Source organism: Flavobacterium sp. JAS, from assembly GCF_020991455.1.
Taxonomy (GTDB): domain Bacteria; phylum Bacteroidota; class Bacteroidia; order Flavobacteriales; family Flavobacteriaceae; genus Flavobacterium.
Genome location: NZ_JAJMOX010000016.1, coordinates 86,112 through 110,645, shown reverse-complemented (window position 1 = coordinate 110,645; position 24,534 = coordinate 86,112). Strand labels below are relative to the sequence as shown.

General features: G+C 36.9%; 14 protein-coding genes. All 14 read right to left on the bottom strand.

Annotation, left to right across the window (positions count from 1 at the left end):
• Nucleotides 1–903: 903 nt before the first annotated feature.
• The 14 genes from LPB88_RS21725 to LPB88_RS21660 all read right to left on the bottom strand — a co-directional run bounded on the left by LPB88_RS21725 (nucleotide 904) and on the right by LPB88_RS21660 (nucleotide 24,505).
• Entirely contained in the window at nucleotides 904–1,248 is a 345-nt protein-coding gene (locus LPB88_RS21725) for an L-rhamnose mutarotase (protein ID WP_230717760.1), read from the bottom strand.
• A gap of 139 nt (nucleotides 1,249–1,387) precedes the next feature.
• Nucleotides 1,388–1,564, bottom strand: coding sequence for a hypothetical protein (locus LPB88_RS23915; RefSeq protein ID WP_370635896.1), 177 nt, complete (start codon nucleotides 1,562–1,564; stop codon nucleotides 1,388–1,390).
• A 198-nt stretch (nucleotides 1,565–1,762) separates the two neighbouring features.
• The gene (locus LPB88_RS21715; RefSeq protein ID WP_230717759.1) at nucleotides 1,763–4,552 is read right to left on the bottom strand and encodes a DUF4962 domain-containing protein; all 2,790 of its coding nucleotides are present in this window, start codon (nucleotides 4,550–4,552) and stop codon (nucleotides 1,763–1,765) included.
• A 153-nt stretch (nucleotides 4,553–4,705) separates the two neighbouring features.
• The gene (locus tag LPB88_RS21710) at nucleotides 4,706–5,569 is read right to left on the bottom strand and encodes a DUF1566 domain-containing protein (protein ID WP_230717758.1); all 864 of its coding nucleotides are present in this window, start codon (nucleotides 5,567–5,569) and stop codon (nucleotides 4,706–4,708) included.
• A gap of 81 nt (nucleotides 5,570–5,650) precedes the next feature.
• Nucleotides 5,651–6,115 carry a T9SS type A sorting domain-containing protein gene (locus tag LPB88_RS21705; RefSeq protein WP_230717757.1) on the bottom strand — a complete coding sequence of 155 codons (465 nt, stop codon included), beginning with the start codon at nucleotides 6,113–6,115 and terminating at the stop codon, nucleotides 5,651–5,653.
• Nucleotides 6,116–7,268: 1,153 nt separating this feature from the next.
• Nucleotides 7,269–9,509, bottom strand: coding sequence for a hypothetical protein (locus LPB88_RS21700; protein ID WP_230717756.1), 2,241 nt, complete (start codon nucleotides 9,507–9,509; stop codon nucleotides 7,269–7,271).
• Between the two features lie 41 nt (nucleotides 9,510–9,550).
• Entirely contained in the window at nucleotides 9,551–12,181 is a 2,631-nt protein-coding gene (locus tag LPB88_RS21695) for a DUF4962 domain-containing protein (protein WP_230717755.1), read from the bottom strand.
• A 55-nt stretch (nucleotides 12,182–12,236) separates the two neighbouring features.
• Entirely contained in the window at nucleotides 12,237–14,528 is a 2,292-nt protein-coding gene (locus LPB88_RS21690) for an alpha-N-acetylglucosaminidase (RefSeq protein WP_230717754.1), read from the bottom strand.
• 159 nt (nucleotides 14,529–14,687) lie between these two features.
• Entirely contained in the window at nucleotides 14,688–15,137 is a 450-nt protein-coding gene (locus LPB88_RS21685) for a sulfatase/phosphatase domain-containing protein (protein ID WP_370635899.1), read from the bottom strand.
• A gap of 257 nt (nucleotides 15,138–15,394) precedes the next feature.
• The gene (locus LPB88_RS21680; RefSeq protein ID WP_230717753.1) at nucleotides 15,395–15,547 is read right to left on the bottom strand and encodes a hypothetical protein; all 153 of its coding nucleotides are present in this window, start codon (nucleotides 15,545–15,547) and stop codon (nucleotides 15,395–15,397) included.
• A 21-nt stretch (nucleotides 15,548–15,568) separates the two neighbouring features.
• On the bottom strand, nucleotides 15,569–17,041 hold the full coding sequence (locus LPB88_RS21675; protein WP_230717752.1) for an alpha-L-fucosidase: 1,473 nt from the start codon (nucleotides 17,039–17,041) through the stop codon (nucleotides 15,569–15,571).
• 3 nt (nucleotides 17,042–17,044) lie between these two features.
• The gene (locus LPB88_RS21670) at nucleotides 17,045–19,471 is read right to left on the bottom strand and encodes an alpha-N-acetylglucosaminidase (protein WP_230717751.1); all 2,427 of its coding nucleotides are present in this window, start codon (nucleotides 19,469–19,471) and stop codon (nucleotides 17,045–17,047) included.
• Nucleotides 19,455–22,205 (bottom strand): DUF4962 domain-containing protein, encoded by a 2,751-nt coding sequence (locus LPB88_RS21665; RefSeq protein WP_230717750.1) that lies wholly within the window; start codon nucleotides 22,203–22,205, stop codon nucleotides 19,455–19,457. Before LPB88_RS21665 ends, LPB88_RS21670 begins: the two co-directional genes overlap by 17 nt.
• Entirely contained in the window at nucleotides 22,205–24,505 is a 2,301-nt protein-coding gene (locus tag LPB88_RS21660) for a hypothetical protein (RefSeq protein ID WP_230717749.1), read from the bottom strand. The genes LPB88_RS21665 and LPB88_RS21660 overlap by 1 nt, the downstream gene beginning before the upstream one ends.
• Nucleotides 24,506–24,534 lie beyond the last annotated feature (29 nt).

The window sequence follows — 24,534 nt, the reverse complement described above, 5'->3', positions numbered from 1 at the left end:
GTTCGCAAACAATATATTTCATATGTAAAAATTTTTAGATTCTTGGCGCTGTTTCCACAATCTGCCTGGTAATTTCATTTGACTGTGGCACTAAAAGGTATGGTCTGTCAAACGGATGATCTTTTTAGGCCCCATCCCTTGTGCCATTCCGCTTCTATTTCTGACCTTAACTCCCTGTATTCTAAAGAGATTAAAAACCAAACCGATTATTTTTCTATGCCGGTCCTCCTGCCAGATCGCCAAACATTGTCCATTAATGATCATTAAGATAAGCACAGAATACTTCCATAATAAGGACATTATTATCATTACTTCCAGGATCCTTTTCACAGGATTGGATAAAATTTATTTAAGAAAACCATATAAGACACAATCTTAGAGAGATTAATACATTACGTATTTAAAATCCAATGGCACAGCAAGACAATGGAAAGAAAAAAACATAACTATGGGGTAATTATTCATATATCTTTAAAATTATAATTAACACACTAACAGCAGTAGTTTTTTCAATAAAATCGGGGCGCCTACTTTCGCCCCGAAATTAAACGGCGCCATTAAAAACTATCAAAATGCAGCCACCACTACTGAGTTAAAACAAAAAAACCTCAGTACTATTTTCTATTAATCGAAATACTATATATTCCTCTAAATTTCAATAATAACCATGCTAATGGATGCAAGGATGCCATACTGGTAATTTGCTTATATGGCTCTGAGATAAGATCAAATCTTTACTTCCATTAAGAGTTTTGTTCAGATTTTAAAGACTTTCCATCCTCTCTGATGGCCCTCTATAATCGGGTTCGCCAACAGATCTGATACATTACCTTTTTTTTCGATGTCATATAAAAATGACTCTCGTTTTCAGATAGCTATTTTTATTTTGGCATATTTAAAGTGTTAAACTAGTTGAAATATTTTTTCTAGGGAAACCCATTTTTCCCCAACTTTTGCCCATGGTAGTTCTTGTTGAAATTGCCCCATCAAGTTTTCCCATTCTTTCACTTTCGGATTAGTAGCATCCATTTCAGATTTTTTAATTGGATCAAAAGTATCGTTTACTTCCATAATCATAAACATGCGGTTTCCGATAAGGTAAATTTGCATATCTATAATTCCAGCATCTTTAATGCTTTTGGTAATTTCTGGCCATGCTTTTCCAGTCGCATGGTATGCTTTGTATTCAGCAATTAGTTGATAATCATCTTTTAAATCACATGAAAAGCAATGACGTCTTGTATTCATTTTTTTATTTTTTTGACAGTTGAAAAGTGTTGTAGCCATAAAAAGTAACTACAGACAAACATATTAAAGTTGAGATAAAAGAAAAATTAACCTCAGGAATGAATTCTGAAATTTTCACATCAGAGAATCCAGCACCTCCTCAATCTAGAATGCTACCTTGTAAAACAGGCATTAAAGCACCACCCACGATAGCCATCACTAAACCAGTTGAACCAATTTCGGCTTCATCTCCCATATTTTTTTTAAAGTTATTCCATAAACAGTCGGGAACATGATTGACATAAAAAACGAAATACAAACCAATGAGATTAATCATGGCAATCCTTGTAATACAATCGCTCCAGCACAACAAAGTACTCCACCAATTCCAGATTTATTTAATGAATAACAACACAATATGGATTGATTAAATTGTTTAATAAAAATCAAATGGTTTAATACTATTACATAAAAAATGTAGAGAACCCCATTAAGGATGCACAAATAAGGTCAATACAAATTAATAAACAATTGATTAATATTTATTACCGTAAATGAGAGCATCAGGATACTTGTCCTTATCTTCTTGTATAACACCATTTTCAATTAACAATGTTGCACCAGGTACACTCGTTTTATTCACTCGCCCATTTACAATCACTTCATTGGCTCCCTGACCTGTTATTAAAACGGCACTTTCATCCAAATTCTTAACTTCTAAAAAGGACGGCTTTTCTGCATTTAACTGTGCCTTAATAGTATAACCGCTTGCCTGAATAGTAACCAAGTCTGTACCTGTATATTGCAGTTCCGTTGGAACAAAAGTGTTATTTTTCCCACTATGCACCTCAAAAACGGTAAGGAATCTCATTTTTTTATGTTTCCCTGCGGTACCAATTGTCGCATGATAATGATTAGGAATTGGCTTTTCTAATTTATTTTCATCATCCCAAGGTTTCAATAACCAATATTTATTTTTGGGCGGTTGAACAAAACCAGGTTCTTTCGAATTCGTTAACCATTTTGAATCCAAACTCGTAATAATTGGTGCTGTACAAAAAAGCTTAGCCGATGTTGCACCAAAATCATTAACTCCCATTAACCTACCATTGCCCAGTTGTTTCATGAACCTTCGAGAGTGTAAATTAAACTGCCATGAAATTGCTGTTTCGGCTTCTAATTCATCATATATCAACACATAATTTGGACGTAACATGACCAAATGCCTTCTAAATCTTGTAACTCCAGGATTGCCAAACCCAAATTCACGTGTATGATACACCCTATTTACCGGCTTGGACTCACGAGTAACTTCATCCTTTCCCTCACTATTTTGATATCTTCCCATTTCATCTACATACCAGTTAGCACCATTGTAAGCATTGCTGGCATCTCCCAAAGCATAACTGATTTTTTTACCGGTTACAAATCTTGGAATCCATCCATAGGCACTAGTATGAAACCCTTGTCCCAAACTATCTGCCATTATGGTATTATGGGCTCGAGACGCTTTATAATTTAAAACATTATGAGGACCTCCTCCGTTGTAAAATCCTACCTTCCAAAACATATCTTGACCACCTAATGCCATATTAAAAGCATTTTGTGCAGGATGTGTATGCGACATTGAACCGTAAGGAGACGAATGCAAGGTTACTTGAAAATTTTCATTCTTGTTTAAAAAAGTCGTATGCATCCCAACTTCACCAAAATCGCTAAACTCTGCGGCTAAAGTGTCTGGAATAATGGCTTTAGAAAGATCTGGTTTTGCTATATTTTTCCACATGGAAAGTAATGAATAAGCTGATGTTTTTTTGCCGAAATTTGCATTAAAATTTTTATAATCAAGCCTACCTACTATTTTATGTCTTAATAAATTCCAATTATTTTCAGGAACCATATAAGCCATAGCTTCCATAGTAGATGGCATGGTGGCCGCTGGACCATCACCATCGGTAAAACCAGTTGGATTAGTAGCAAAAGGGTTTGTATAATGTAAATATTTCCCTAGGTTCTCAAACCATTTAATTCCTTTATAATAATTATGCCCCGTTAACTTATAAAATAAATAAGGAATAAATGTCAAGTAATCATCATGTACACCCAAATAACCATCGCCATCCTGAGATGCTCCATCAGTTCTGCTTAATACAGGAGCTCTATATAGCCATATTTCATATAAATATTTAAATTCTTCACGCGCTTGTTGTGAATATCTAGCATATATTAATGTTTCAAGAATTGATGTATCCATTTCCTGCCATAGATGTTGGTCAAAACCTGTATTCTCTATATATTCTGCCTTTTCTGGTGTAATTCTTGTAACAGGATATACTTCATCTATAATAGTTTCCTTTTCATTTTCAGTAAGTGCTTCTGGCATAAGATCAATAAACTCCTTTTTTAGGTCTTGTGGCGTTGATCCCCATTGGTTTTTTACTGGTATTGTAGCATTTATTGAAGGGAAATAAAAACTAGTACTTTCATAAAAAACCGTTAACTCCGCAATTTTTTCAATCAATCTATCTCGGTATTTAATATCACCAATCAACAAATAAGCTGACATTAAGTCTCTAATATACCTCGTTTTCTGCCCAAAAAGCGCAAAATTAAGTTTTCTATAAAATAGTAGTTCGGCATTGGGTTTACCATTTGCATCAACATACCCTTCATTAATAGCGTCCTGTTCACTAACAGTGTAGGTCATTGGGACATCATTATTGTAATTATCCTCTGCCTTTATTAATATAAAATTAGCTAACTCTGGCCATTCTTTTGTTGGAACTAATTTAGTGAACTCATCATTAAATAATAAACCCACTGGTGGAGAACGACTAATAATAGCATTTAAAACTTCTTCTGGCTTTGGAGGAATTGGAATCAGTCTTTCTTTACCCGTAATGACAAATGAGTAAACAGCTGAATTCCACACTGGCCGATCAGGTGTATCTGGATCTGCAATTCCATATTTCCAATACCAAGTTCCCTCCGACAATTGTTCGTATGGTGAATAAAATCCATAACGCTTTGGACCACTTTCGTACACTTTACCAGTAAAACTTGAACTTTTGGATAGTTTAAAATAAAATCTCCTTTGAAATTTTAACCTCTCTATTTTAGCTTTTTTTTCTTGATTTGTACTTTCAGTACCATCTAAAATAGGTATATTAACATGCAACCATACCGGATTTTCGTCAACAATACCTTGAGGCTGGGGCACTGAAACATCACCCATTATATATGGCAAATCCATAGGAAGCTCAGCCTGAGCAAATACACCAATAGAATTAAATATAAGAAATAAAAATATTAGGCTTCTTTTCATTTTTAGAATTTTAAAGGTTTCTATGACATCCTCAATCTCAACTTTCATAAAACAATTCCCGGTGCTCACACCATTAATAGGCCTTGAGTTATTTTTAGTTACAGATATTTGGCTCACGTTGTTAAATTTATTACATGTATAATTCTTTATCATTTAAAATGCTCTAACAGCTCGTATTTTACCATTACTAAATTTGATATTTGCATAGGAGTTGCCATTGTAGAAATTGAATCCCCATCCCGTATATCGGTTATTCTCTGTGGATGACCAGTAATAATCTCTAGTAAGTTCTTTAGTATTCTCTTTTTTGTCTGTACTTAATGTTTTTTGCACATCGTAAATATTGAGCCATAATTTTTCAAGTTCATTTATACTCGGTAAATACCAATCAGAAAACTGACCAGTTCCATAATCTTCATTCGAATAATTTTGACAAAGTAATGCTGCGCTTGTGCCTCCCTTGCCTGCAATAGCTGTTGTATTAGCATTACCATTCCAACTACTTCGGGCAGTATCTCCTACATCCTCTTTTGGTTTATTACTCCATGTTTCAGCTATTGCTAAATCAGTCATACTAACAATTAAACCATGTTTACCTGTAGAATCAATGTGAAAAATGATTCCTCCTTCAAAAACTTGACCTAGATAATGATCTGAATTGGCCCCTACACCTGCTATAGACTCAGCTGTCTTTGCATGAAAAGCATAAGGAACACTCATAAGTGTAGTAGTAGACCACATACTGTAATTCTTACCTCCTTTTAAATCAATTGAAAATTTTGTAAAGTATTCGCCATTTGACCAATCAATAGCATTAAAATCATTTAGACGTGCTGAAGTAGTGCCTGAACCTATAATCAACGTTAACAGTCCATTTTTATCTGTAAGACCACTATGTGTTTCAGTATAAACAGCTACTTCGGGGTTCGTTCCTTTTACAATAGTAATCTCCATTCCTATCTTTTTTTCACTCATTAAAGTTCCTTTGGCATCACGTATAACTGCTTGATAACTCATCTTATTAGGTACTTGAGCATGCCCAAATCCAATGAATAAAAAAATATGAATCAACGAAAGAATAATTTTAGTTTTCATTTTTTAGTTTTTAATTAGTTTAATTGATTTAATTAATTTTCCCTCTTTAGTAATATTTAAAAGATATAGTGAGGTACTTAAATTCCCTACATGAATCTCAGAAGTTAATCCGCTTAACTTACCTTCAATAATTTTTTTACCATCAATACCTGCCAATTGGTATGTATACCCTGCAAAATCACCATCGGTTATATTTAAACAAAGGATGTCTGCCATTGGATTAGGAAATGCTACTATTTCTAATTCTAATTCAGTTGTCGACAAAACTACTTCTCGAGGAGGTTGCTGAACTCCCTGACCTGAGTTGTCTATTGACTCGAAAACTACCTGACCAATGGTAAAACTTACAAAACCGTTTTCATTAGAAAAACTTTCTCCTGAAGTTGATATTGCTTGTTGAGCACTTACTTTTGTACTTAATACAAATAATCCAATGATTACAATACATTTAAAGATATTTTTTTTCATAAATTGATTTTATTATAAACTATGTTTTTTGGGCAATTTCACACTTAATAAAGTAAAAAAATGAAGACATATGTAACATAAAGCGTAGTTAATTGCTACCAATATTGGTGTTTTTTAATTTTATTAGAGGTTTCTATATTAGAGTTCAAAAAAGGAATGTCTTTACGGGTTATCCTTTAGTTTTACCAAGGCTATAAATTTGTTTTTTTTAATCAACAACCTATCAAAATCAAGTGATGTATGGATTTTAAAAGCTCGTTTAGTAGTCCTATATTTTACCCAATCAAACAAGCTTAAACATAGATTTACAGTGGGTTAGTTTAATAAAAAAATATTTGATTCTGAATTTCACTTGTTTAAATCTATAATGCTGCACTAAACTTCAAAGCAGTTCAAACTAATAATCTTTAAAAAGCTCTGTCGTAACTGTGTCCATTTTTTAACTCACTATTTTTGGCTTTGTATTACACTGATGACACTTCCTCGATCAGACGAAATCCATCCTCCCACTACACCCTGACGAGTTTCTGGATTGGTTACCGATAAAAACATATAACTACTGCCACCAGGAGAGCTTAAACTTCCTTCTTTCTTATGGTTTAGTACTTTTATGCCTAGTGCGCATATTTGGTTGTTCATTTAGACGAGTTAATCCACCAGTACCAAAAAGCATCTAGTTCGTTCGCACTAATTCCCCTTAATACCTTCGCTTTCAGAATATCTAATTTTTCTATATTTATATCTTTATCAGTTTTATTGGTAATTATAGTCTCAATATAAACGAACGGATTTTTAGACAATACACTTATTATAAATGTTTTACTTCCATTAGAAGTAACTTCTATTGATAAAGCTTTACCTAGTATTTGGAAATGAATGATCGTTCAATATTTTTATGTTACAATCCTTATCATCTAAAATCTGTGCTTCAAAAAAAAATATTTGCTGAATCTTTTATTTTTAGAATCTTTTTGTTATTATTATAATCAACATTAATAAATTCATTATGTATATTAATAACTAGCTTCTTTTAATTGAGCGTAGAATTGTTCGTTAAACAAGCTTATTACGGACATGCAAGTCAAACTGTAACTCTTAATTTTGTTCATTCCATTAATCAAATTAATTTGTTAATTATCTCATTTTCGAAGCCTTATTTTTGAAAGTCAAGAATCATCACTTCTTTTGGTTTTAATTCAATTGTTACTACATCTCCATATTTCCAATCCTTTTTCAATCCTTTTAAATTTTCAGACATTGGCGAACTTAATCTGAATGTAGCTTTAGTGTCTGGCATAAGCCCAAAACTTCGGTCAAGTTTAAAGGTGTATGTTTCTTTAGTCGCTTTAGGGTTATGGATAGACACGTAGCCCAGATCTTTTGTCCAACCAGTATAACCGTAGACATTAGCCTCAGTATCGATTTTTGTATCTTTCAGGGCTACATTTGATTCGTTAAATGTATGTGTGCCTAATGGATTTCCACCATGCATCCTTGATTTTTTAAATGCCGGATTTATTTTATATAACCATTTCAAGCCATCTGCGATGACATCATAGTCCTCAGGAAGCAATGTTTTTGTTTGGACATATAATTCTACCATTGCCGTCCCTCTGGATATGGCCATCATGAAGTAATTCTGAAAGGCCTGTTTATCCGCATCACCAAAACGCTTACCATCCTTAGCGGGTTCATGGTTAAAAACAGAGTTAAGAGGAATCTGGTTATTATCGGTAACTGTAGTCTGATAATAAATTGCGTCGCGGTAACACATTTGTTCATTGCGGTTAGTCCCTTGTGCTCCGTCCTGTTCGTTTACTAGGCTCAGCACATCGATGGTCATAAACCACCATGGACTAATCGTAGTGCCATTATGATTCAATATACGAATCTCTGGATTAATTGCACGCATCTTCTGATAAATGCTGATGAGTCGCTCTGTTCCTCTGGTTATATAATAGCGTTTCATCTCGTCAAACTTAGGATCGTTCAAACGCGGATCATCAGCAGTAACGCCTTCAGGCAACAGATCCGACATCACTGGGGTTCCTCTGCCTGGTACTACTTCAAAGAAACGGGTACCCAAATGACCAAATATACCATCAAATTTAAAATAAACCGCCCCCATCTTTACCATACGAAGCAAAGCTTCTTCAAGCAAATTCATGTATTTTTCACCTGTCATAGACATAGATTTAGCGATCTTCCCAGATTTACCCTGTTTTTTACCTACCAATACCTCAAATCCTTTTTCCTCAAGTACATCAAGGTTTGCTGTTGCACCAAACAAACAGGCGGGACTAGCCCAAAGCCCCATCTTAGATCCTCTTTTCTCAATCTCTTCACGTACAGTTTTCATTTCAGGATCAAAAAGCTTTTCATTTACCTTATACATTCCTGTACTCCAGTCATCAAGTGGAGATCTGGGTGGGCGGGAATTTTGCCAGGCATCATCAACTACATATACATCCAAAGGTTTACAACCGCGCTTTTCTACCAATTCATGATGCAGTTTTTCTAAAGATTCTAAAAATTTCTGCTGAGAAATTGAACCTCCAAAATCAAACCACGAATTATATTGTACATGCAATCCGAATGGAACCGCTCTTATCTGATCAATATAGTCAAGAAAGGTGTCTTTGATAAACTTCGGATCATCTCCAACACCAAAAACAGCCTTATAACTTGTATATTTTTTACCTGGCTGAAGTTCAATTGCCGCTTGATACCCACAATGGATAGTCTTACCTTCCACGCGATTCCACGATGCAGGAAATTCTACTCCCCAGAAACTTGCAGAACCAGTCGTATATAATGGCTGACCCAATGCCGGCAGGAACTTAGTTGTAGTCCACATCATGTCCTTTGCTTTATAAGGCTGATATGCATCCTCAAATGAGATAGACTCAATATCTAGTAATTCAATAATACACTTTTGTCCCGAAGTAATTTCAAGATATTTATGACCATAAAATTTGTCGGGATCTAAAGTATAGTGAATTTTAACATTCATCTGGAACTGCTTATTTTCAAGCTCAGCAATAATTTCCTGATTATTACCATTTAAACTAATGACATTGAAATCAGCTGACTTCAGATAATTATCTTCCGATTGTTTAGAAGCATCTTTTGAAAGCCTCATCACAAATTCATCTACGGTAGTTGGTAAAAGTACTTTGTCAGCTACTTTATTATAAAGATCAATTGTCTTTAATACTCCTGATACGACTCCAATTTTTCTTTTAAGAAATCTATTCTCTAAGGTTTGTGGTTTTTCATTTCCCCCCGGTGTTCTGTCATTAGAAAAACCACTGACATTTACCGAAAAACAAATTATAAAGACAATCAACCAACTATGATATAGCCGTTGAGATAGTTTTTGTTTATTTTTCATTTTCTGATTGTTTGTTATATAATTAATATCTTTTAGTATTACTATTTACTGTTCTTAATATTAGAAACCTGTTTTAACCCTCTAGCATGGTAAGGCAATTCGTCCACTGTCTTGATCTCTTTAATCTTTCCTTTCAAGGTTTCTTTAATCACAGATTCACCTGTTCCTTCTTTTTTTAGTAAAAAGGAAGCTGAACCATCGGTATTTGTAATTTTCAGGTTTGCCATTTGTAAAGGATTCATCTCACTTTCAATTTTCCAGTCACCACAACGGTAAACCCCTTTTGATGTCTCTTCAATTTTTTTAACATTACCTACCTGAACGAACGACAGGATTCGAATCTTATCTGTTTTTGAACTGGAGGATACCCAGGCATATGTTCCTTTTATCGGGTATGGTGCTCCAGCCTTTTCGCCACCACGACCATCCACATTAATTGGCATAAACATGGGTTTATCTTTTACTTCAGTAACCATCGGGATACTTCCCCGCACATCCACTTCAGCATCAACTCCATCAACTTTCAGCACCGAACCAGTAGCTTTCATATTGTAACGACAATGAAGCACCCAATCCCAACGAACAGTTTTTTTTGCTTCCAGTTCATCGTAAACCAGAATAAGGGATGGCCTGAGGAATACTACATGTCGGCGGAAACGCTTCAATACCCCGTTCGAAATATGGTCATCAATATTTAATCCGGCCGCTTTGAAAGCATTGCCCTCCCGTTCGAATGGTTCGGAACGGTAGGCATTTGAAGCATCGCCACAGGCATAAGTGATTTTATCTCCATCGAGGAACCGAGGAATCCACCCATAAGCCTCGGGACTGAAAGGCTGCCCTTTGCCATCAATCAACACGCTATTAAAACCACGGGTATTTCGGTAACAGGCCGCATTATTTTTTGCCCCGCCAAACCGATGTCCATAGGGTACAAACAAAAAATCTCCCTTATATATAACATTGAACGAATTATGGCTGGCTAAGTTGTGACCAAATGTTCCGAAAGGTGAAGATCGCAATGCTACATGCAGATCGTTTTCGGGGTGTAACAAATCCCTGTGCATGTTTACAACACCTATATCGCGAAAATCGCGCGACTGTGGAAGGTTTCCAGGCAGTTCCCTATTTCCGTTCCTGCTTAGAGGCATTCCCTCAACCTGTCTGACCCACGCAAAAGTATTCCACTTATTGTTATTTCTTAAAGAAGTATCCCAAGCTAGCCAACCAGCTACTGGTAGATCGAGATCGGCATCCAAAACACCAAGCCAAAGTTTTAATTTATCGCCTACCCCTTTACCTTCTCCACCATAACCATCGCCCGAGAATCCATCCTCCATCGAGCCTGGCGACTGCCTGTATAGGAAATAATAGGCATGATTTCGGTAAAAAGGAGTATCATAAAAATTATAACCAGTATAAAGCTTGAAATAAGCGGGCACTTCGGTCCATACATCGATATTCACCCCTACATAACCACCACCAAACCATCCTCCGTCGGTGCGGCTCTGCTCCGGATCGATAGTTGCCCATATTTCATAGGCATAGGCTAGGTATTTATCGGCTTCAGGAATATCGCCTTTGGCCGTAATGGCTGCGCGCACAAAAGAGGCCAAGCTTATCTGCCAGGAGTGATTATCGATGCACCTATTTTCCAATCTATTGCAATAATATTCATAATAAATACGAAGCCGTTCTGCTAGATTCTTACGGTAATCATTCCGCTGATCAACCGACATCCGATCATAAAGGCAATCGTAAATACTGGAAACTGCATTAAGGTACATGGCAAAATCGAAACCATCGGGAACCGGATTGCCATCATAAGTAAGGTTGTTTGGGGTAAGCAGGTCGAAAGAAAGCACTTTTTCTCCCCACCGTAAGGCTTCAATTGCATAGCGGTCTTCTCCCGTTAATAGGTACGATTTGCAAAGGCTCTCAATTGCACCCGTCCACACCGGAGCAGTTATCATAGACTTAACATGACCGTCTGGAAATTTACCACCCGTGAATATCTGTTTACCGTTTTTGTGAAATTTTCCGCCCCATTCATTCTTTGGAAGTTCGACCCCAAAATAGCTTTCGGCCTGCTTCAAAATCTGGTCGGTAATCCCATTTTGTTTAAATGCAATACGGGCATACGGAAGGCGCTCTTTACGAATAATCATGCGAGGCCTGTCACCTTTCACAGCATTTACAAAAGCGCTCGCAGATGGACGGTAATCTTTTCGAGAACCCACTCCAACAGTAATGCTATAAGGTCCTAGCCAATCCTTGCCTGTTTCACGGTAACGCCAGTACCAAGTGCCATCAGCCAACTGCTTTTTGGCCAAGTAAAACGATGGGCTTTGTCCAATTGTTTCTTCAACAACCTGAGCAAACGAACGGTCCTGACTAAGCTGAAAATCATACGATTTCAATGGCTCAGTAAATTCCTGTCGACTTGAAGGCCATAAAAATGATGGAGGATTAACATCAACTTCCATATTGGCAGGAAATGCGTCAATTCTAAAAAAAGGATGTATGGCCTTTGCTTTCAAATAGATTTCGCCTGGCAAAACCTTTTCATCGGGTTCATTTCTAATAGAACTAACCACTTTGGCTGAAATAAAAATGAAACTAAATAGGATGATTATTAAAGTACTCTTTAAACTTAATAAGTTTCTTCTCATTGGTTCGTTTTGCTTAAATGTTATTTTATATGTTTACCTTGTTTTACTTACAAGATTAATTCCCCATATCATACTCAACTTTTGTCATTTTCCCCCATTCAACTGGAGACTTATCTGGTTGGGCCATCAGTTCATTTTTATATTTATTAAAAAGTTCAATCGCTATTTCTACTCCATCACCCGTTGATGTGGTTTTAATAGCCTGAGGTGGATTTGCAACATATTCCATTTCAAAATCAGCGATTTTGGACAGCACTCCATCCGCTCGGAATGCAGGTCTTCCCCACACATGATTTTCAGGATCCTTGTAATCCACACCTTTATCCAAACTAATTTTCAATTCTTTAATAAAGATCTCCCATCGCTTACTATAGAATGTACCTGTCAATCCACTCCATTCTCTCCATCCATAATCAAAAAGTGTGGGCTCAGCTGTATCACTACCCCATATGGTAGGAAGTGCTGCCGCAGAACGACGATAATAATTGCTTTCCTCTGTATTTACCCCCCATCGCTCCGCATCTTTCAACATTTTTCCGAATACAAAAGCCTCCTCAGCCCCCAATAATCTATCTAAATCTGAAAGCAATACTAAAAAATTCATTGAAGTTTTTTCAAACAGTAACTTATCCTTCCGAATATAGGCCAGTGCCATTTCGCGCTGTTTAAATAAGGCGAGATTGGATAATACCTGCCGTCCGAAATCTACGATGTCATAACGGTAAGCGGCAGATGATTTCAGTTCTTTATTTTCAGATAATAGTAAATTCCATGCATTTACCAGTATCTTCGGATCATAATCAATTCCAGGTCCCCGATTTGGTCCCGACTTAGGGCTTTTGATTGCAGGACGCGCAGCAACTATTGATCCGAATCCGCGTCCACCTATGGCATAAACATTTGACATTAGTGATTGCCATGCCTGGGTGGCCTTTGTAGAGACACCTCCATAACGACGTTCAGACCAGTCTTTAAGCCATTCACTCAAATCAACCTTTCCATTTTGCCAATTCATCTCAAGGCAGAGATGATAATTTACAGGATTGTCTCCTATTCCTTCCATCCACATTCCACTACCAACACAATTTTTGTTTTCGGCAATAACTTTTGAAGGAATATTACCTGCCTGATCGGGCAGATCAGCATGCATAAATGTACGCCCTCCAAAATTATTCAGCTGCCCAACTGTAAACCGATAACCCAGATTTGCATACTTAGCGATTTTTTGCGGGCTATATGCCAAGTTCATTATAATCAGCTTATCTTTATCAACAGCCGTAACGATATCTTCCCGTAGTGACCAGTCCTGCATCATCCATATTGCCTTATTATCAACTTCTGAAAGTAGTCGACTGATTGCCCTGCCAACATCCTGCAAGTACTTCTTTCCTTCAACAGGAGGATGCCCCTCATGAAAAGGATCTGTCATATAATAGTGTGTGCTTCCAAGGCGCTCAATCTGATTACGCAAGTAGACTTTACCAACTTTACTAAACAATGGATCGAGCGGATCAAGCTGTGCCGCCCCTTTAAATGCTTCTTTAGCCCAGCCTGGTTTAATACTAATCCGTGCATCAGGAAAGACTTCTTTAAAAACAACAGGCACATGTCCGGAAAACCCATGAACAACCGGAGTCATTCCCAGCGAAATCTCACGATCCATAATTTGTCTTCCCAACTTCTCGTGGCTATCAATCCAAGATTTTGGAAGGGGACCGCTGGTACCTTCCAGATTACTCATCCACTGCCAGCTTAAATAAACCGGCGAAGCCAGAAATGTGCGGGCCTGATCATCTGAAAGTCCCAGTTCAATGAGCGTATGATACCATACGGCCTCAACACCTACAGTTGAAAGCGGCATATTAATACCATTCATTGCTAAGAAATCGATCACCTTTTCCCAATCCTTCCAATTCCACCATGTACCAGAATAGTTATAGGTACAGTAATTGAAGAAGTGTCTGATTTTTCTGGAATTTACAATTCTCACTTTTTCAGGTACTTCAGGAAGTAAATCCGGAAGCCTCATTTGATTACCCCAGAGCGAGTACAAGCACCTGCAATACTCCTTCAAATAGTAATTATAAGCACTGGCAAGGCTAACTCCATTGTTACCCCGCAGTACTATTTTTCCTTTTACAGATTCAACTTCAAATACATCAAACCCATTATCGGCTGGTATAATTTCAGATTTAAAATGTTGAGCAACTGAAGGTGTAACCCGATATATTAATTGTTCACAAGCTCCGATCTGCTCATCCGGTTTGCTTTTAACCTCTACAACTTGTCCCTGGGCTGTGCCTATAAAACAAAACAAAAACAAAATATTAAAACAGTAATTTATCATAATCTAATCAGGTATATACTTTTTCATTTTAGCATCTTTTTTATTCCAATCTGGCCCTTCGCTAAGTAAATCTTTATCGTATTCCACAAGCGCTTTCTTTCAAACACTTCTGGTTCATATTTTGCCAAGTCAGTAGTTTCACGTTTGTCAATGTTAAGATTATAAAGAGCACAAAGACTTCCTTGAAGGATCTACGATCATTTTCCAAATGCCATCTCGCATCCTGATAACATCTTGGTTACGCCATTGCAATGGCTTTGATCTTTTAAAAGGTTCACCTTTAATAAGAGGAGCAATTGAAACCCCATGCTGTTTGTCCTTTTTAGGAATATCAATTCCCGCTAATTCAAGGTATGTTGGAAAAATATCAGATCCAATTATTGGTTCTCCAAAAACATTTCCAGGTTTAACTCCATTTCTTTTCAAACCTTCAGGCCAGCTTATAACTCCTGGAACCCTTACTACTCCCTCATGTGTAAACCTTTTACGACCTGATAAACCGCCTGTTTGACCACGGTATCTACTACCAGCATAAGGGCTGTATGAAGTATTAAATGTTCCATATTCATTTCCACCTTCAGAACCGTTATCACTGGCATAACAGATAATTGTGTTTTCATATGCTCAAGCCTCCTTCAACGATTTTACAATAGTACCTATAGCCTCATAAAGTTGGGGTACCTTAACTAAATACTGAACCATACTTGAATCAGATTTCGCTTTTGTCTTTTTATACAGCTCAAGAAACTTGGGATCACTATTGATTGGTCTATGCGGTACGTGAAACCATATAGTTATAAAAAAAGGCGTATCTTTATCCCTTACTTCTTCCAACCACTTTTTAAACTGTCCGGCAACAATTTGGGCTAAAAACCATTCATTTCAGTTAGAATCTGGATAAAATTTGGTCTTCGTCCCTTGTCTTGTGCATTTAAAATACTCAGCATCAGAAAGACAGATAACATAAAGAAACTGGCTTTCCAATTGATCGCTAATTTATTTGATCTTGAATATTTCATATCACTTCATTTATTTTAAACTTATTTCAAGCTTAGCTTTAAAACTGTTGCTGTTTCTCCCAATCGCGGTGGATCAGCCGATAAGGTTACGGATAAGCCCTGGGATGTTTGCTGCCATTTAACAGGATCTTTAGCACCAAGCAATTGAATTTTTGAAATGTCTATTTTTGCATCTTTAAGTGAGTCGATTTGAACAGGGACATTCTTCCCTGGCCAGCCCATAAAAATAACAAAGAGTGTTTTTCCATCTTTTGAACGTGTAAAACGAATGTCTTTAGCACTGCCTTCCGGGTTAGCTTTTCCGAACTTGGTTGGTCCTTCTCCAAACACAACAAAAGGCCTAGTGCTGTATATTGCTTCGCCGTACTGTCCCAACCAATCGCCCATTTCTAGTAAAGTTTCCTCCTGTTCTTTCGGGATAGTACCATCGGCCATCGGTGCGATATTCAACAGCAACTGACCGTTCTTACTTACAATATCAATTAAGGTATGAATCATTGCCTTACCACTGTATATCCGGTCTTTGCCAACCACCCTATCTGTAAATCCCCAACTCGATTTAGTCACCGATGCATCAGTAAGCCAAGGTAGTTCAGCCAGAACATCAGCACGCCCCTTTTCATAATCAAGTACACCAACCGTAGTGGGCAGATCATTATGTTTATAAAAAATTGATACTTCCTGCCCGGTTTTCTGTGTATGGTTAAAATAGTAAGCACAATATTTTTTCAACATAGATTCACCTACCCTGTCCAAATCTGTATCAAACCACATCAAATCGGGGTTATATGTATCTATAACCTCGACCAGCTTATCAAACCAAAATTTTTGGAAAGTTTCCCACGGCATTTCGCCATAAAGCAGCTTTTGCTTATCATCTTTAAGCAGTGCCGGATAATTTTTTCTCAGGTCATTGTAAAATTGTTCAGAACGTGCTCCTGTAGTCTGATTCCATTGACGGGCATGATGAAAAGTAGTGATAAACTTCATACCATTGCCTTTAATGGCTTTTTCCATTTCGCCAACAATGTCACGCTTAGGCCCCATTTCGGCAGCATTCCAGGGATTCACTTTCGACTTCCACATCGAAAATCCATCGTGATGTTCAGCTACGGGCCCTGCGAAGCGGGCGCCTGCTTTTTTAAACAAAATGGCCCATCGGTTGGCGTCAAAATTTTCAGCCTTGAACATGGGAATAAAATCATGATATCCAAATTTTGTAGGATCCCCATAAGTTTCAATATGATGTTTGTTAGCTTTTTCACCTATAATATGCATATTTCTGGGATACCATTCATTGTGATAAGCTGGAACAGAATAAACTCCCCAATGAAAGTAAATCCCAAATTTAGCATCGCGAAACCACTCCGGTGTAGCAGTATGCTTACCAAGTGATTCCCAATCCTCGGTATAATGTGCTTGGGATTTTGACGCCTGCTGTGCAAGACATGTCAGGCTTATAAAAAATAATATATTTAAAAAAAAAGTTCTCATAATTTAGTTAATGTAAGGTTGTTTATTTATTGCTTCTTTGATCTTTGCATCTATTGGAACGATTGTTCTTTCTTTGTTTATAGTTCCTTCTTTAAAGAGTTTTCCGAATTCAGGCCCCACCGGAGGCAAACTCAATAAGACCTTTTTATATTTTTCAAAAATTTCAGCAGCTACCACTACAGCATCCCCTTGTGGTTTCGCAATCATTTCTGGCAATTTTTCTCCATATGCCCACTCCCAGTCAGCAAGTTCATTCAGGGTTTTATCTCCACGGAATTCCAGTCTTCCCCACTTATCACGAGGGCATTCCTGATAGATATTTCCTTTTTCCAGTTCCTTTTCAACCGCTTTAAGAAAAAATTCCCAACGATGCTTATAATAGGTTCCAACCAATCCATTCCATTCTCGCCAACCATAGTCGGACCAGTTTGGACGTGAATAATTAGGATTGTCCTGCCCCCAGAGTGTTGGATGAATAGCGGCATATTTAGCGTAATAATCAGACTCTTCTTTGGTGGTACCCCAGCTACGCGCATCGGACACCCATTTTCCAAATAAAAAATGTTCATTTGTTCCCAGTAGTCTATCCATATCATCAATAAGCGTCAAAAAGCGGTCGCGTGATTTTCTGAAATTTGCCAGATCTTTACGGTATAAATGAATGGCAATGTCACGCTGGTAATATTGCGCTAAAAAAGATAGGACCTGACGCCCAAGATCAACAACGTCATATTGATAACCCTTTGAGCCAGCAAACCTGTCTTTTTCTTCCAGCAGATACATCCAAGCCATTACATATTTGTCCAGTCCACCAGAAATTTCATAGGTTCTTGATGCAGGTCCCGTTTTTACAGGAAAAACTGCAGGTCTTGAAGCTATGATTGAACTAAATGCTTTACTGCCCCTTTTGTATGCGGAGTTTATCAATTCATTATTTGATTTTTCAACTGATGCTGATATGGCTCCATACCTTCTACTGGAATAGCCAGCAATCCATTTTTGCAAATCAATGGCTCCGTTTTCCCAGTTCAAATCCAGCATCAAATGATAATTTGCTGGATCACCTTCAATCCCCTCCATCCATAGACCCGTTCCAACACAATTTGGCGATTTTGCCTTCATTTTAGCGAAATCGTTTTCAACCGCAGTTGTCAAAGGTCCATGTAAAAAAGTTTCTCCTCCAAAGCCATTTAACTGCCCTAAAGTAAAACGATAGCCCCAATCCTTATACTCATCACATTTCCCACCTGTTAACGACATAATTATCAGCCGGTCTTTCGGAATTGATTTAATAATCTGTGGGCGCAGTGTCCAGTCTTGTGTTACCCAAACTGCTTTGGGATCAACTTCCAATAAAACTTTGTCAATCGATTTGGCTACATCTTGTAAATATTCATCCCCTTCTACTGGTGGATTACTTTCGTGAAAAGGATCAGTAATGTATAAATGACTACTGCCAATGCGATTGACCAATTGTGTCAAATACTTTTTTGCTATTTTCGGGAATAAAGGATCCATGGGATCAAGTGTTGCTGTCCCAATAAAAGAACCTCTTCCCCATTCCGGCTTCATATCTATTTTAGCATCCGGGAATTTCTTCTTGAAAATACGAGGTACTACTCCTGAAAAACCATGAACTATGGGTGTCATCCCCAGTGATTGTTCACGTTCCAAAATCTGACGTCCTAATTTTTCATGACTATCGATCCATGATTTAGGAAGTGGTCCCCCTGAACCTTCAAGGTTTCCCATCCACTGCCAATTTAAATAAACTGGAGCTGCTAAATACTCTCGTGCCTCTATATCTGTAAACCCCATATCAATCAGCGTATGGTACCATACTGCTTCCGTACCGATAATATTCAATGGCATATTGATTCCGTTCATTGCCAGAAAATCAATAATTTTTTGCCAATCATTCCAGTTCCACCAGGTTCCGCTGTAATTGGTAGTACAATAATTGAAGAAATGACGAAACTCTTTTTCATTAAATACACGTACCTTTTTTAAAACTGCAGGTAAATTTTTTGGCACCTTCATCTGATCTCCCCAGAGTGAATACAGGCAATTACAGTAATTTTTCAGATAATAATTGAATGCGCTCGCAATGCTTATTCCATTGTTTCCTGACAAGACAATTTTTCCACTCCTTGATTCCAGTTCAAACACATCTTTACCATTATCAGAGGGAATTATCTGAAGAATAAACTGTTCGGAAATACCAGGAACCACTCTCTCCAAAAGTTCTTTAGCTGCTATTAATTGTATTGATTCTTTCGTGTCGGTAGACAAAACCGCCGCTCTTGTAATACTACAATCCATCAGTAATACCAACAGTACCACAGTGATTAAGTGTACCTGTTTAAACCTGATCTTAAATAAACTATCATTCATCATATATTCTTTTATTGCATTAATAAGTATTCCCATAAATCAGTACATCGGGCAACTGGTCAATTTTTTCAGTAAAAACCTGTTTTCCTGTTTTATCTTGCTCTATAAATAGTGTACTCCCTTTGATTTTTGCTGTTCTGGTCTCGGTACCAAGAGTTACTTTTTCGGCAGCCTGCCCTGTTACCAATGCGCATTTTCCATTCTTACTTTTCACTTCGAGATAAGATGGCTGATCCGGATTTAACTGTGCAGCAACCATATACCCCTTTAAATCAAAGGTCACCAGATCAGTACCTCTGTATTGTAAACTACTTGATTTCAACAACTTGCCAGTGCCCGGCTCCACCTCAATAATTGTAATGAACCGTGTGGCTTTAAGTTTATTTTTTGTAGTGATAGAGCTGTGCCACTGATCAGGATAATTTTTAGAATCTTTACCCTGTCTGTTTCTCCAGTCAACAGCAGGACCGCCAAAAAACTGATCGGTGACCTGCGTATCAAAAGCTTCTTTACAAAAGAAACTGGCGGTAGCTGTAGCAGATGAATTACTCGTTGCAACAACATTATCTGCCATCTTGGTCATATTCTGAATGGCATTTAAACGAAATGTCCAGTTTATCGGCTGTTTGGCCTCCAGTTCATCATAAATAATAACATAACCAGGTCGGAGCATGGCTACGTGCCTTCTAAATTTTTCTACTCCAGGATTTCCAAATCCATTTTCAGGTGATATCACAAAACCTTCGTCCTTTTGAAATTTCTCAGACAAATTGAAAACTCCTGTATAAGCATTTGAAGCATCTCCAAGAACATATGAAATATCTATCCCACTTACAAAACGCGGAATCCACCCATATCCAGAAATATCGCAGGATTGCCCCATTCCGTCTGCCAGAATAGTATTATGCGCTCTGGAATTCTTAAAATCGTAAACTTTATGTTTGTCCAGGGAATTATAATAGCCAGTTCTCCAGAACAAAGGTTCACCTCCATAGGCAACGTTAAAAGCATTCTGTGCAGGATGACCATGGTTAAGTTGTCCGAATGGAGAAGACAAAAAGTTTACCAACATATTTTTTGATGGATCACTCAAATCACTGTGCATACCCACATAACCTAAGTCAGGGAATACTTCCGCCAATTTTTCCGGTGGTTTAACATTTTCTAAGTCGGGTTTCTTATTGTGTTGCCAGATGGATAAGAGAGACCAAGCTGCTTCATTTTCTCCAACTTTATCAATAAACCATTTATTATCTAAAATTTTAGTTGATTTTAATCGCCACAAATTCCAATAATTTTCTGGATGTAAATAAGCTAAACCTTCAATAAGGCTTAGTTGTTCTGATCCTCCATAGCCATTACCATCTCCGAATGCAAGCCCGGGATTTCCAACCGGATTCGAATATGATAAATACTTAGCAACGTTCTGATACCATGGATGTGAAAAATAATCATAATCCATCAGTTTGCCCATTACCATTGGAGTAAACAATAACTGACGTTCATTGGCTCCAAAATAGCCATTTCCTTCATGCCAGCCGCCATCATTCCGGCTAGCAGCAGGATTGCGGTAAAGCCATAGTTCGTAGACATATTCAAGCCATGTTTTAGCCTCTTCCTTATAGGGACTCAAAACAATTGCACTCATCAGTAGTGTTTGAACACCAGCCTGCCACAAATGCGCCTTATACGCAATGTGTTCAGAAAATTCAAGTTGTTTATCAAAACTCAGATAACCTTCTTTTTTAACTTTAAATAGAAGATCAACAATTTTATTACGCCACTCATCAGTTAAATCACCAGCAAAAGCATCCAGTATAAGTGTCATTAGTTTTACATGAGCTTCCAACACAAAATCGTCCGGATATCCAGGATGTTTACCGTATTTAATCATGGTGGTATGATATTCATGATCCAGCTTATAGAACTCATCTAGTCCAACTTTTTTAAACTCATCTCGTCCAGTTAACAAATAAGCGCGAAGTAGAGACTCTATTCTTTGTGATAGGGCACTATACTGCTTAAATGTTGCCAGTTGAAAAAAACGATGTTTTTTTGCAGCGTCGTTAGTTCCTAAGCGGTCTGGATAAGAACTTTCATCTACAACAATTTTAACTTCAGGCCGCTTTTCCAATAATTTATTAAAATTGTTTATCATTTCCTCCTTGATTTCCGGAAACTGTTCTGGCAATAACTTGCCTATTTCTTCCTTTAATAAAACCACATGAGGCCCCTTGGTTTGTGTAACACGATTTAAGACCTGCTCTGCTGAAGGTGGGACAACTTTTCGCTCATTCCCAGTAATGGTAAAAGAATAGTTTTTTGTAGACCAGGTAATTTTTTCGGGAGCAGTATCCATAGCATATCCAAACTTCCAGTACCAGACGCCGTTCTCAAGTATACGGTAAGGGTTAAAAAATGACCAGCGCTTAGGTTTACTTTTAATAACATTTCGGGTAAAGGTAGGATCCTGAGATAACAGGAAATAATAAAACCGATGCCCAAGTTCGCTTTGCCCACCTTTCTTTGTAACCGCTGGCAATGGAATTCTAAAATGTAACCAAGGAGAATTTTCATCCACCAAACCCTCTGGTATTGGTTTTTCTAATATACTTTCATAAATAGAGAATTTATCTATAGTTTGCTCTGAAGATACAATAGACTGACCTAAGGCAAAAAATGAACTACTTGTAAACAATATTAACAAAGCAGACCGTCTTATCTTAGAGTAATAAAAACGCTTATTATTTGACATATTGATCTTAATCATTAAAAAATTATTTTCCAATTCACTTCATCTGTTTTGGTGGGAATAAAGGAGATACGAACTATACTTCCATCTACCTTAGCATCCATTTTTCGTCCATTACACATTGCATTTTTAGGGGCCGAAAACCCTTTGGGCAAAACTATCCTCAATTCATATATATCATTTTCCACAACTTTACTTGTTCCTAAAAGAGTTTTTGTAGACTCCTCCCATTTCTCTGTAATTACATCCATAAGCCCCTGTGTTATGTGTCTTGAAGTACTTATAACCTGTGGATTATTTTTAACTGGCTTTACAGCCAATACTTGGCAGGAAGCTGGTTTTAAAATAGACTTCAAGCTCCCTTTAATTGTTCCTAAATATTTGTTATCCCAGAAATCAAATGCTTCATAAGAAATATTAGGGTCTAACCCCATTTTTTTCATGTTATAATTAATAGTTGTTTCTTCTTTCTCTTTCCAATTAAAAAGCCCAATAACATTCATACGATTATTATTAACAATCCAAATATTGGGATTTTCATTTTCAAGAATATCTACAGGATATGCATTATAGTCATGAGTAGGCAATGCACGTTTTAACAAATCTAGTCTCTCTTTCGATAATTCAGAATATTGCATACTTGACGTTCCCATAACGCCACTAATAGCCTGCCAAGAAACCATCCATCTAGCTTTCTCTATTGGGTTGCTTTCTCTAACATAACAAGGATCGGGATCATTGTACCAAACTTTATTATTCAAAAAATATAGATTACCTGAGTAGTGAGCTCCTTTGGTTACATTGCTCCAAACACCCTTTCTCGCTGAATCATTGTCTGGTCCAACACGCATAGCATCAACCATTCCGAAAGATGCTCCAAATGAAAGCATATTTTGAGTAACAGTACAACCTAATAAAAATGTTTTAGGAGCTTCTTCTCTTAAAATCGATATTCCTCTTCTAAATGCCTGAACAAAAGTCATATCCTGATTATAAATTTTTGCCTTTCCAAAAATTGGTTTACCTTCATAAGCACGGTTCACATAAATATTCTCACTTGGAGCTCCAGTGTGCAATCCATCAATTTTAAAATAGCGATATCCCCAATCATAAATCCTTTTAAATCGTTCTCGTAAAAATAATTCTCCCTTAGGGCTAGTAGCGTCAATACATGTTCCTGACCAATTTTTTACTTCATATGGCAATCCCGTTTCTGAATTTTTAGCAAATATTTCTTTATCAAAATAGGGATTACGCACATCTCCAGCAAAAGGCATAAACCAAATACCAGAAGTAAATCCTTGTTGATTCAAATTTTTAGCTGTATTTGCCATGCCCAAAGGATAGTTAAAATTGCTTTTAGAAAAAGATTTAATGGGACCTTTTCCTAATTTTATATTTTTAGCAGTTAAACTATCAATCATTGAACTTTGCCAGTGGTCATCAATCTGAAAAGTATCCAATCCAAATGGAGCTAAATTCTTTGCTGCAAAAATCGCATTGGTTTGAATATCCTTTTCTGTAGAAGCACCAGAACCGTTAAGATCTCGATGATACCATGTACAATACACATTAGGTTTTGGTGGTAGTTTTATATCATATACTTTAGCTAAATGACTCCCATATAACTCTAATCCTTTGCGACCATCCTCAAAAAAACCAAGTAGCATTATATCGGTTCCTCTATCTTCCCCTGGATTGACTTTGTAATATCCAAAATCAAGATTTACGCCTATTTTATATGTTAAATTATTATCTTGCTTAACTAGCTGTGGTTCTACAGTCCCAATTCCCTGAAGCTGTGTTAACCAAGCTGTTAAAACTGCATTTTGGTTTTCTGGATTAGTCAGTAAACTATATGTAAAACTTCCTTCTGCACTTTCAATAGGTTTTAATCCACCTGTTCCTAAAGTTTTAAGCTGCTTAAAGTTAGCCTTAACTGGAATCAAAATAGTCGCAACAGAAAATTTTGAAAACTCAATAATTTTGTTCGATCTATTACTAACGATTGTAGTAGCATGAAGAAATGGATTATTTGAATACAATGTCAACGTTGTTTCAAATATTTTATCATGATATATAGACAATCTCTCTCCTTCTCCCCAAATTCTATCTTTAATTAACACTTTTTTAACAGAATCAATTTGACCCGTTAATTCAAATTTGCAAGTTTTAAATTCTTCGACCGTTTTTGATTCTATGGAAACTACATTATTAAAAATACTAACAGTGACTTCTGCATTACCAATTCTAAAATCATTACCACTACAAAAGATTGGAATGATTATAAAAAACAACAACCAACTAACTTTAATCATAACTTTATTTATGTTTATTTATGTTTATT